This window comes from Microbispora siamensis (assembly GCF_016863095.1).
GTDB lineage: Bacteria > Actinomycetota > Actinomycetes > Streptosporangiales > Streptosporangiaceae > Microbispora > Microbispora siamensis.
Genome location: NZ_BOOF01000021.1, coordinates 1 through 11,071 on the forward strand (window position 1 = coordinate 1; position 11,071 = coordinate 11,071).

Genomic DNA, 11,071 nt, shown 5'->3' on the forward strand with positions numbered 1-11,071 from the left:
CCGTCAGTAAGAGACGAGGGAAAAGGTATAGGAGAGTTATGTGGGGTGTAAGGGGATCAGGGGCGTCTGTTCGCTCGCTGCCGACTCCGTGTCAGCCCGTCGTTCAAGCCTTCCGGTGCGTTTCCGCTGATCATTTACGGGGTACCGCAAACTTCTTGACCGATCGGATCGGGGCCCAATGTGATGCAAATCACAGGTTGCGGTGAAACCGTAGGGGCGCCGTTCCCGTCCAAAACGGCCTCCTCGGGACGCTGTCGGGCCGACTCGCTCCCGCATGCCCGCGACCATTCACTTCCCCCGTCTCCGGACTCTGGGGCGAGGGCGGAGGCGCCATCCGGCCCCTCGTCGACGCGGCGACGAAGCGTCGTGTGGCTACCGCGTTCGGGGTCCCGACGTCACGCATGACCCTCATGTCCACGAATGAAGCCGGCACGCATAGGGTCCACGTGGTCGGCGGCGACGACTTTTGGAACGATCCGTTCAAGCAGTAATGGCAATTGAATCGGTCCAATGGAGGTCGTTCAGGAGTGAATTCTCCGCCCGCATTGGCTGTCGCCTTGTCAAGGCGGGGAGGTGAGAACGGGACCTCTCTCGGCCATTCGGAAGGACAAATGCGAGCGCCTATGTCCGGAAAGCTCACTTATGTCCGCTTTAGCTCGGACTGAGCGGCTGGGCGGTGGGGAAGGGCTTCGACGGCAGGTGGGCAGGGTGGCGTCCGCCTCCCACGCCGGCGTCGTCGCGGCGGGACCGGGCGTACGGGGCCTCGCAGGCGGCTCCGCCTGTCGCCGGTCGAGTGGGGTCGCTCCCGGGCCCGTCACCGGGCCCGAGGCGCGGGGGCCACGGCGGCCGTGGAAGAGACACGCGCGCCGGCACGGCGGGGCGAGGCGGGAGCATCCTCGCCCGGTGCGGCGTTCCGGAAGAAACGAAAGGGCCCGGATGGACAAGCCATCCGGGCCCTTCCTGGCAGCCGTCAGGAGTCAGAAGACTCAGACGATGCGGCCGGAAGCGAACTTCGCGGCGTACTGGTAGACGGCCAGGGTCTCACCGTCGAAGTACGGGGAGACGCTGGTGTCGATGCGGTCGTTGCCGTCCACGTCGGCGAGACCGATGGTCACACCGTTGAGGTAGCCGAGCCGCTTGGCGTTGCTGTAGCGGTACAGCCACGGCGAACCGATCGAGCCCTCACCGGTGAAGGAGGACTTGACGCCCACGAGCTCCTCGCCCTTGATGGCCGGGACGCTCGCCCTGAACGTCTTGCCGTAGGCCCACTTCTGGGTCTTGCCGGTGAACTGGTAGTTGCCGTCCGGCTCCGACCCGCTCGGGTAGCCGAACATGAAGATGTTCGTGCCGATCTTCTGGTTGTAGGCCAGGCCCTGACCGCCCACGTTGTCGCCGAGACGGCCCACGTCCTTCAGGGCGATCTTCAGCGTGCCGTGCGGCCTGTGGTCGTGACGGCCGTACGTCGCCCAGAAGGTCCGGGCGTAGTACTTGTACTTCGGCCGGTGACCGTTGTCGTCGCAGTGGTCCTTGCCGCCGCCACGACGGTCGTTGTCGCCGGAGAAGGTGTCGCGGGGGTTGCGGTCGTCGTCGCACCAGTCGGGCTTGCCGGTCGGCGACGGGGACGGCGACGGCGACGGGGAGGTCGACGGCGAGGGGCTCGGCGACGGCGACGGGCTCGCGCTCGGGCTGGGGCTCGGGCTCTTGCTCGGCCAGTGGCGGTTGCCCTGACCCTGGCCGTCGTCGTTGCCGTTGCCGCCCTTGAACAGGACCACGTCGTCCGCGGCGGCCCTGGGGCCGTCGTGGTCGTGGTCGTCGCGGTCCCAGACCTTCTTGCGGAAGTACAGGGTCTTGCCGTCACCGCTGACGTACGAGTCGAAGCGGCTGTTGTACTGCCGTTCGCTGATCTCGCGGGTCTGGACACCCGTGCCCTTGGCCCAGGGGCCGTTGCCGGTGAGGTCCCTGCCCCTGTTCAGCGCCTGGAACTCGCGCACGGACAGGCGCTCGGTGCGGTGGCCGTAACGGTCGTCGCGGCCGTGGTTGTCACGCCCCCAGTCGTCACGGTCGTTGCGCCCGTGGTCGTCACGGCCGTGGTCACGCCCGTGGTGGTCGTCACGGCCGTACCTGTCGTAGCTGACGCCGGTGACCTGGACACCGTTGTAGACGGTGACGAACGCGTAGTCGCGGTCGCCGTCCTCGTACACGTCGTAGTCGTAGTGGGTGTACGCGGTCTTACCCACGTAGATGCCCCACGGGGTCTTGCCCTGGTAGTAACCCGGGATGAAGACCCACTTGTCCAGCGTGGCCCGGTTGCGGTCGGTGTCGTAGACACAGTGACCGGCGGTCGCCACCAGGTTCTTGTAGCCGTTCTGCACCGCGGTGGCCGAGCACCAGTGCGGCCTGTGGTCGGCGCCGATGAAGAACACCTTGCCCACGGTGCGGGGGAGGTTGACGTTCTTCAGGTTGCCGGTGGCGGCCTTCTGGTCGCCGCTCGACCCGACGACGCCGGGCTTGCTGCTGGCGGACGTCCCACCGGTCGAGACGTGCTTCGCGGGGAACTTGGTCTCGACGTTGTACGGCGTGGCGTTGATCAGGTTGGCCCGAGCCTCGCCGAACCAGAACGCCGCCACCTGCTGAGCCGCGAAGTTGGTGTTCGCGAGGTTGATGGCGGGGATTTGGTCGGCGGCATGGGCCGGGGAGGCGACGATGGCGGAGGCCAGGAGGCCGGCCGTCACACCGCCGAGGGCGAGAGTGCGCTTCAAGGTGGATCTCCCTGGTCTGTCGTGAGGCGCCACTTGCGCCCCATGCGTCAGTGAAGGAACTAGGGAAGTTATAACGAAGAAACCCTCTGAAAACAGAAATTTCAGAATTTCCTCTTCGTCCCTACAGGGTCTCCACGCTCCGCCGACGAAGGTGCCGGTGCGCGTCGCCTGCCTCGTCTCCGCTGATCACGCCGCATCCGTACGTCGCCGATTCTGTGGCGCGTGTGGATCGGTCCAAGGTCAAGTGTGACGAAAATCACACTTATAGGGGGATGTCGTCCTCCCGGACGGGGTCAATGGCGGGGTGGCGAAGTGCGAATTTCCCCATCGAAAGCCTCAAAAGCGACAAACGGAGAATGTAGGCCTTTCTCGGCCGCGAGGGGGGGCGTTTGCCGGCGGCGATGTCCGGCGTTGTCTGGCCGGTGCACTGCCGCTTTCCGCCGACCGACAGGCAGGGGGTGCGACCACTCAGTGGGCCGCCCCGTCGGAGGTGTCGAAGGGGACCAGAAGTGTGCGCAGCAGGGCGGCGAGGGCCTGCTGTTCGTGCTGTTCGAGGCCGGCGAGCAGTTCGCGTTCGCGGCGCAGCAGGTCGGCGAAGGCGGTGTCCACGCGGTGCATGCCGGCGGGCGTCAGCCGCACCAGCACGCCGCGCCGGTCCTCGGGATCCGGCCGCCGGGTGACCAGTCCGGCGGCGGCCAGCCTGTCGATGCGGTTCGTCATCGTGCCCGAGGTCACCAGGGTGGCGCGCAGGAGCGCTCCCGGGCTCAGCTCGTACGGCTCGCCCGCGCGGCGCAGGGCCGTCAGCACGTCGAACTCCCACGACTCGATGTCGTGGGACGCGAAGGCCGCCCGGCGCTCGCGCTCCAGGTGCCGGCTCAGCCGGGAGACCCGGCTCAGCACCTCGAGAGGCGTCACGTCCAGGTCCGGGCGTTCCTGCTTCCAGGCCGCGACCAGCCGGTCCACCTCGTCCTCGACGGGCCTCGAGAAGGTCATGGGCCGAGTCTAGCTTCTCTTGACATCGAGATATCTCTCGCGATAACGATTTATCTCGACGTCAAGATAACGGAGGATGGTGGCATGGGCGCGGACATCTGGGATCCGGCAGTCTACGAGCGGTACGCGGCCGAGCGCGGCCGTCCCTTCCACGAGCTCGTGGCCCGGGTGGGCGCCAGGTCGCCCGAGTACGTCGTCGATCTCGGCTGCGGCACCGGGGAGCTCACGGCGACCCTGTGCGACCGCTGGCCCGGCGCCCGTGTGCACGGCGTCGACTCCTCGCCCGCGGTGATCGCCAAGGCGCCGCCCGGGCCGACGTTCGAGGTGGCCGACGTCCGCGACTGGCGCCCGCCACGCCCGGTCGACGTGATCGTCTCGAACGCGCTACTGCAGTGGATCCCGGAGCACCCCGATCTGCTGCGCCGGTGGAGGAGCCACCTCACCGAGGGCGGCTGGCTCGCCTTCCAGGTGCCCGGCAACTTCGACGCGCCGAGCCACGCCGTCGTGCGCGAGCTGTGCCGTACGACCTGGCGGGAGGAGTTGGGCGACGTGCCGCGGGGCATGCCGGTCGGGGAGCCCGCCGACTACGTGGACCTCCTCGCCGGTCTCGGCTTCACCGTGGACGCGTGGGAGACCACCTACGTGCATGTCCTGCCCGGGGAGGACCCGGTGCTCGGCTGGATCAAGGGCACGGCCCTGCGGCCCATGCTCGACCGGCTGCCGGCCGAGCGGCACGCCGCGTTCCTCGCCGACTGCGCGCGTGCCCTGCGTGCCGCCTACCCGCCCAGGCCGTACGGCACGCTGTTCCCGTTCCGGCGGATCTTCGTGGCCGCACATCTGTGAGGGCGCACCTGAGCGTCCCGATGGTGAGCGGAAACGCTGTTCACTTTCGCCTGGCAGTATGACCGCCAACCGGGACACAAGGGGGAACGGTGGCGCTTGAGATCGAGGACAAGTTCGACGTTCCGGAGGGCTTCGCCCTGCCCGACCTGAGTGACGTGCCGGGGTGCGAAGGAGTAGCAGAGCCGCTCTCCCACCGGCTGACCGCGGTCTACTTCGACACCCCCGACCTGCGGCTGGCGGCCCGGGGCGTCACCCTGCGCCGACGGCGCGGCGGGGACGACGAGGGCTGGCACCTCAAGCTGCCCAAGGCCAAGGGCGCCCGTCAGGAGATCACCCGGCCGCTCACCCGCAGCGCCAAGGTGGTGCCCGCCGAGCTGGCGAGCCTCGTCCTCGCGTACACGCGGGGCGCTCCGCTCGCGCCGGTGGCCCAGCTGGAGACCCGGCGCGGGGTCACCCGGCTGCTCGGCCCGGGCGGCACCGTGCTCGTCGAGATAGCCGACGACCGGGTGAAGGGCACGGTGCCGGCGAGTACGGCGCTCGGCGACGAGCCGGTGGTGCGGCGCTGGCGCGAGGTCGAGGCCGAGCTCAAGGAGGGCGAGCGCGACCTTCTCAAGAAGGTGGCCAAGCGGCTGCGCAAGGCGGGCGCCGCTCCCGCGGACAGCGCGAGCAAACTCGCCCGCGTCCTGGGAGACCGCATCCCCGCGCCGCGGCCGAGGACCCGGCCCGAGCCCGGGTCGGCCGGAGAGGTCGTCGTCGCCTACCTCCGCGCTCACGTGGACGCGCTGCTCGCGCGGGACCCGCACGTGCGGCTGGCCGAGGAGGACGCCGTCCACAAGGCCAGGGTCGCCTGCCGCCGCCTGCGCAGCGCGCTCAAGGCGTTCAAGCGGATCGTCGCCGGCACCGAGGACCTCCAGGAGGAGCTCAAGTGGCTCGGCGAGGTGCTGGGCGAGGCCCGTGACCTGGAGGTGATCCGGGCCCGCTTCGCCACCCGCCTCGACGGCCTCGATTCCCGCTTCGTCACCGCCGACGCGCGCCGCAGGCTGGGCGACGACCTGCTGGCCAGGGAGCACGACGCGTACGAGCGCATCCGGCGCGCGCTCAGCGAGGACCGCTACTTCGCGCTGCTCGACGCCCTCGACGCGCTGGCCGCGGACCCGCCGCTGACGGCCACGGCGGCCAAGGACGCCGGCAAAGCGCTGCTGAAGATCGTGGACAGGAACTGGCGGCGGGTGACCGACGCCTACGAGGCGGCGCGGCGCATGGAGGAAGGTGAGGAGCGGGAGACGGCCATGCACGACGTGCGCAAGGCCGCCAAGCGGGCCCGATACACGGCGGAGGCGGCGGGCATCTCCGGCGCGGCCGAGCGCGCCAGGCAGGTGCAGGAGGTGCTCGGACGGCACCAGGACGGCGTCGTCGCCCAGGGAGTGCTACTGGAGGAGGCGGAACGGGCCCGGCAGGCCGGAGAGGACACCTTCACCTACGGCGTGCTCGCGGGCATCGAGAGCGCGGAGGCGGCCCGGGCCCAGGAGGAGTTCCCCGCCGTCTGGTCCCGCCTCGCCTGACATCCCGCCTGACCCTCTCATGCCTGGCCTTCTGTGATGGTGCCGCCGGTGGGGAACAGGATCGGGCTCAGCAGGTACGGCCGGCGGCCCTCCGCCGGCCCGTTGCCCCGATGGGCCAGCATCGCGCCCCCCACCTGCTTGATCAGGTCCGCGAGCTCGTCGGGTGTCAGCCAGTACGTGGACTGGGTGTAGCCGACCGAGTCGGCGATCGGGTCCGCTCCCTCCCGGTCGAGGTAGGCGTTGAACTCGCTGAGCAACACCCCCAGCGCCGTCGTGAACGCTTCGCGATGGTCCTCCAGTGACATCGACGCGGCCATGTCACGGTCGATCAGCGTCCGGGCTCGGTGCAGCCGGTAGGTGCGCTCGACCGCGCCGTGCACCCGTCGCTCGCCGACCACTTCGAGCACGCCCGCCTCGGCCAGCAGCCCGACATGCCGGTACACGGTGGTCCTCGGCACGTCGGCCAGGTCTTCGCACAGGTCGCCGATCGTGCGAGCGCGGCCGCCCGACATGGCGTGCACGATCCGCAGGCGCACTGGATGCAAAAGCAGGGTCACGGTGTCCATACCGCTACGATTCCACGATTGGTACCATTCCCAAAAATGGGATCGCAGGGGGAATGTGGATCATGAAGCCACCCTTAGGCGAGTACTACGACGTGAACGGCCGCGAGTTGCTGCTGCATCGAGAGGGGAGCGGCGCCCCCGCCGTCGTGTTCCTCCCCGGAGCCGGTGCGGTCGGCATGGACTACTGGGACGCCCAGCGGCGCGCCGCCGCCTTCACCACCAGCGTCTTCTACGACCGGGCCGGGACCGGCTGGAGCGAGAGCGTCGACCTGCCCCGCTCGTCCGCTGAGGTCACCGACGAACTCGACGCGCTCCTGCGCAGCGCGAAAGTCCCCGGCCCCTACGTGCTCGCCGGACACTCGCTGGGCGCCCTGTACGCCCGCCACTACGCGAGCCGCTTCCCCGACAAGGTCGCCGGGCTTGTCCTGATGGAACCGGCTCACGAGGATTACCGCGCCTATATGCCGCGCGAGCTGGTCGAACGATGGGACGCCTGGGACCCCGCCGACGCCCTTCCCGACGAGTTGCCCGGAGAAATCCTGGAGTTCTACCGGGTCCTGTTCGAGCAGGAGACGGCAGACTGGCCGGCCGACCTGCGCGAGCCGCTCGTCGACAGCCACGTGAGCCGTGAATGGCTGCTCACCGGCATCCGAGAGGCCGCGAACATCGAAGCCGTCCGTGATGAGATCCGCGCCGCGGGCCCGCTGCCCGACGTGCCGTTGATCATTTTGACCGCACTGGCCATCGACCCGTTCAAGCAGGCAGTGTCGGCAGGCGTTCCCGAGAAACTGCTCCAGGCGGAGAACGACGGCAAAACGCGCCTCTACAACGAGTTCGCCGCCTCCGTCCCGCGCGGTGAGAACCGCATCGTGGAGGACGCGGGGCACGTCACGCTGCCGTTCCGCCGCCCTGACGCGGTGGTGCAGGCGATCCGCGACGTCCTCGCACTGTGACTCTCAGGCATGACTCTCAGGCATGACTCTCAAATCGCGTACCGCGCGCCGGTTTCAGGTCGCGTACCGCTCCATGCTCACGACGCGCTCGCCGGCATCGACGGTGTCGCCGTGTCTGCCGGCGGCGCGGTTTCTGCCGGCGGCGCGGTGTTCGTCGGCGGCGTGGTGGAGCACGGCGAAGCCGCCCTTGGCGAGGGTGTGGTCGGCGGTCCGCACGCCGTGCAGCGCCTCGCCTGCCATGCCCAGCAGTTCGGGCAGGATCTTGCCGTGGCTGCACAGCACCGCCGGCCCGGGCACGGCCAGCAGATCGCGCACGATCCGTTCCGCTTCGCGCGGGTCGTAGCCGCTCTCCGACAGCGCCGTCTCCTCGCGCACCTCCAGCCCGTGCCGCTCGGCGTACGGCTTGAGCGTCTGCACGCAGCGCCTGCTGTGCGAGCTGACCAGGACGGCCGGGCGGTAGGCCCCGAGCACCGTGGCCAGGATCTCGGCCTGGGCGCGGCCGCGCTCGTCCAGCGGGCGCCGGTCGTCGTCGCCCTTCCACTCCTGCCGGGACCCCGCCAGCGCGTGCCGCAGCAGGATCAGTGGCGTGGTGACGAGGGGAGCGGCGCCGACGGCGCGCAGCAGGCTGCGGTCCCACGCGTAGGTGAGGCGCCGCCGCGCCTCCTCGATCGGCAGCCAGGCGACCTTGTCGACCTCGTACCCGTCGCCGCCGATCGGATCCTGGTGCCCGGGCGCCTGGGCGAGCCAGTAGTCCACCCGCTTCAGCCGGCCGTCGTGCATGTAGTGCACGGGCGGGAGCGCGCGGCCGAGCACGACCCGCAGGCCGGTCTCCTCCCACACCTCGCGCAGGGCCGCCGCGATCACGTGCTCGCCGTGCCTGAGCTTCCCCTTGGGCAGGCTCCAGTCGTCGTACGCCGGGCGGTGCACGAGGGCGACCTCCGGGTCGTCCTCGTTTCCCCGCCAGACGACCGCCCCGGCCGCCCTGATCATGCCCTTGCCCATGCCTTCGACCATGCCCTCGGCCGTCAGTCCGTCACGTCGTTCACGGTCCGCCAGCGCCTCCCCGCGATCAGGTGGTGCTGGAGATCGACCTCGCCCCGGTGACGCAGCCACTTGCCGTCGGAGTGCAGCGTCCAGGCGGTGGTGGTGTCCCGGAACGCCAGATCGAGCAGATCGGACAGATACCTGCGCTGCTGCGTGCTGGTGACCTTGACCAGCGCCTCGACCCGCCGGTCCAGGTTGCGGCGCATCAGGTCGGCGCTGCCGATCCAGATCTCCGGCCGCCGCCCCCCGCCGAACTCGTACACCCGGGAGTGTTCGAGGAAACGGCCGAGCACGCTGCGTACGCGGATGTTCTCCGACAGGCCGGGCACGCCGGGGCGGAGCGTGCAGATGCCACGCACCCACAGGTCGACCGGCACCCCCGCCTGCGAGGCGCGATACAGCGCGTCGATGATCGGCTCGTCCACCATCGAGTTGGTCTTGATCCGGATCCGGGCCGGGCGGCCCGCCACGCGATGGGCGATCTCCTGCTCGATCCGGGCGAGCAGGCCCTGGCGCAGCGAGTCGGGCGCGACCAGCAGCCGGCGATACTCGGACTGGTGGGAGTAGCCGGTCAGGTGGATGAACAGGTCCGTGACGTCCTCGCCCACCTGCGGATCGGCGGTGAGCAGGCCGAAGTCCTCGTACTGCCGGGCCGTCTTCGGGTTGTAGTTGCCGGTGCCGATGTGGCAGTAGCGGCGCAGCTCGCCGCCCGCCTCCTGACGGACCACCATCGACAGCTTGCAGTGCGTCTTGAGGCCGAGCACGCCGTACACGACGTGGCACCCGGCCGTCTCCAGCTTGCGCGCCCAGGAGATGTTCGCGTGCTCGTCGAACCTCGCCTTGATCTCCACCACGACCACGACCTGCTTGCCCGCCTCGGCCGCGTCGATCAGCGCGTCCACGATCGGTGAGTCGCCGCTGGTGCGATAGAGGGTCTGTTTGATCGCCAGTACGTCCGGGTCGGCCGCCGCCTCCTCCACGAACCGCTGCACGCTCGTCGCGAACGAGTCGTACGGGTGGTGGATGAGGATGTCGCGCTCGCGGAGGGTGGCGAACAGGTCGTCCTCGGCGCTGATCGCCTCCGCCGGGACGAACGGCCGGTAGTGGAGCTCCGGGCGGTCGAGGTCGGCGATGGCGTGCAGCCCGGTTAAATCGAGCGGCCCGGGCAGGCGGTAGATCTCGTTGTCGGACACGCCCAGCTCGTCCACCAGCAGTTCCAGCACCTGCGGGGTGATGGTGTCCTCGACCTCCAGCCGCACCGGTGGCCCGAACCGGCGGCGCAGCAGCTCGCGCTCCAGCGCCTTCATGAGGTTCTCCGTGACGTCCTCGTCGATCTCCAGGTCCTCGTTCCTGGTCACCCGGAAGACGTGGTGCTGCACGATCTGCATGCCCTTGAACAGCTCGCCCAGGTGGGCGGCGATCACGTCCTCCAGCGGGACGAACCGGTTGGGCGAGGCGGTCACGAACCGGGGAAGCTGCGAGGGGACCTTCACCCGCGCGAACACCGTGTGGTCGTTCGCCGGGTTCCGCACGGTCACGGCCAGGTTCAGCGAAAGACCCGAAATGTACGGGAACGGATGGGCGGGATCGACGGCCAGCGGCGTCAGGACCGGCCGGATCCGCTCACGGAAGAGCTTGCGCAGCGCCGTCCGCTCGTCCCGCGCGAGGTCGTCCCAGCGGACGATCGCGATGCCCTCCTCGGCGAGCTCCGGGCAGATGCGGTCGTGGAAGACCGCCGCGTGCCTGCGTGCGAGTTCGTCGGCGACCGTCGAGATCCGCGACAGCGCCTCGCTCGGCTTCAGCCCGCCCGTCGTCCGCAGGAGCAGGCCGGTCGCCATCCGCCGTTTGAGCCCGGCCACCCGTACGCGGAAGAACTCGTCCAGGTTGCTCGCGAAGATGGCGAGGAACCGGACGCGTTCGAGCAGCGGCACCGAGGAGTCCTCCGCCAGCTCCAGGACGCGCTCGTTGAACTGGAGCCAGCTCTCCTCCCGGTTGAGGAATCGGTCGGTGGGCAGCGGGGCGTGCGCGGGGAGGTCGGCCTCCTCCGGCTCAGGGGCGGGGGAGCTTTGGGCGGACATATAACGAAATATGCCCCAACTCGTTGAACGGAACGTTAACTTCGTAGCAACGAAAGCGTCAGGCCGGCGCTGACAGGCCCGGCCATCGTCCGCGAGCCGCCGGCGGGACCGTCAGATCTCCCCGTGCTGTTGCCGGTCGAATCCCTTCGTCCGCTCGCGCTGCAGGCGTTCCAGTTCCTTGGCCCGCTCGCGCTGCTGGCGTTCGAGTTCCTTGGCGCGTTCGCGCTGTTCGCGTTCGCGTGCCTTCTCCTGCTCGCGGCGGAGCTTCTCCTG

The 11,071-nt window shown here is 69.6% G+C and carries 8 protein-coding genes; 3 read left to right on the forward strand and 5 right to left on the reverse strand.

Annotated elements, in window-relative coordinates; all coding sequences use genetic code 11:
* Window positions 1–986: 986 nt before the first annotated feature.
* Both Msi02_RS19215 and Msi02_RS19220 read right to left on the reverse strand, forming a co-directional pair.
* Window positions 987–2,759 carry a trypsin-like serine peptidase gene (locus tag Msi02_RS19215; RefSeq protein ID WP_204049635.1) on the reverse strand — a complete coding sequence of 591 codons (1,773 nt, stop codon included), beginning with the start codon at window positions 2,757–2,759 and terminating at the stop codon, window positions 987–989.
* 468 nt (window positions 2,760–3,227) lie between these two features.
* A complete protein-coding gene (locus Msi02_RS19220) occupies window positions 3,228–3,752 on the reverse strand; it encodes a MarR family winged helix-turn-helix transcriptional regulator (protein WP_079320805.1) in 525 nt (174 codons plus the stop codon).
* Window positions 3,753–3,836: 84 nt separating this feature from the next.
* Between Msi02_RS19220 and Msi02_RS19225 the strand changes: the two genes are divergently transcribed.
* Window positions 3,837–4,595 carry a trans-aconitate 2-methyltransferase gene (locus Msi02_RS19225; RefSeq protein WP_239108525.1) on the forward strand — a complete coding sequence of 253 codons (759 nt, stop codon included), beginning with the start codon at window positions 3,837–3,839 and terminating at the stop codon, window positions 4,593–4,595.
* 89 nt (window positions 4,596–4,684) lie between these two features.
* Window positions 4,685–6,157 carry a CYTH and CHAD domain-containing protein gene (locus Msi02_RS19230; protein WP_079320806.1) on the forward strand — a complete coding sequence of 491 codons (1,473 nt, stop codon included), beginning with the start codon at window positions 4,685–4,687 and terminating at the stop codon, window positions 6,155–6,157.
* A gap of 17 nt (window positions 6,158–6,174) precedes the next feature.
* Here the strand turns inward: Msi02_RS19230 and Msi02_RS19235 are convergent, their stop codons facing one another.
* On the reverse strand, window positions 6,175–6,723 hold the full coding sequence (locus Msi02_RS19235; RefSeq protein WP_079320807.1) for a helix-turn-helix domain-containing protein: 549 nt from the start codon (window positions 6,721–6,723) through the stop codon (window positions 6,175–6,177).
* Between the two features lie 62 nt (window positions 6,724–6,785).
* On the opposite strand from Msi02_RS19235, the gene Msi02_RS19240 reads away from it, so the two are divergent.
* On the forward strand, window positions 6,786–7,676 hold the full coding sequence (locus tag Msi02_RS19240; RefSeq protein WP_204049636.1) for an alpha/beta fold hydrolase: 891 nt from the start codon (window positions 6,786–6,788) through the stop codon (window positions 7,674–7,676).
* 54 nt (window positions 7,677–7,730) lie between these two features.
* Here Msi02_RS19240 and Msi02_RS19245 read toward each other — a convergent pair whose 3' ends face one another.
* Complete coding sequence (locus Msi02_RS19245; RefSeq protein WP_239108526.1) at window positions 7,731–8,678, reverse strand: NUDIX hydrolase; 948 nt, start codon at window positions 8,676–8,678, stop codon at window positions 7,731–7,733.
* A 23-nt stretch (window positions 8,679–8,701) separates the two neighbouring features.
* Window positions 8,702–10,798 carry an RNA degradosome polyphosphate kinase gene (locus Msi02_RS19250; RefSeq protein ID WP_204049637.1) on the reverse strand — a complete coding sequence of 699 codons (2,097 nt, stop codon included), beginning with the start codon at window positions 10,796–10,798 and terminating at the stop codon, window positions 8,702–8,704.
* Window positions 10,799–11,071 lie beyond the last annotated feature (273 nt).

Coding starts and splice junctions, on each gene's coding strand:
- Msi02_RS19250 (WP_204049637.1), bottom strand. CDS start 10,798: ATGTCCGCCCAAAGCTCCCCCGCCCCTGAGCCGGAGGAGGCCGACCTC.
- Msi02_RS19245 (WP_239108526.1), bottom strand. CDS start 8,678: ATGGGCAAGGGCATGATCAGGGCGGCCGGGGCGGTCGTCTGGCGGGGA.
- Msi02_RS19220 (WP_079320805.1), bottom strand. CDS start 3,752: ATGACCTTCTCGAGGCCCGTCGAGGACGAGGTGGACCGGCTGGTCGCG.
- Msi02_RS19240 (WP_204049636.1), top strand. CDS start 6,786: ATGAAGCCACCCTTAGGCGAGTACTACGACGTGAACGGCCGCGAGTTG.
- Msi02_RS19235 (WP_079320807.1), bottom strand. CDS start 6,723: ATGGACACCGTGACCCTGCTTTTGCATCCAGTGCGCCTGCGGATCGTG.
- Msi02_RS19225 (WP_239108525.1), top strand. CDS start 3,837: ATGGGCGCGGACATCTGGGATCCGGCAGTCTACGAGCGGTACGCGGCC.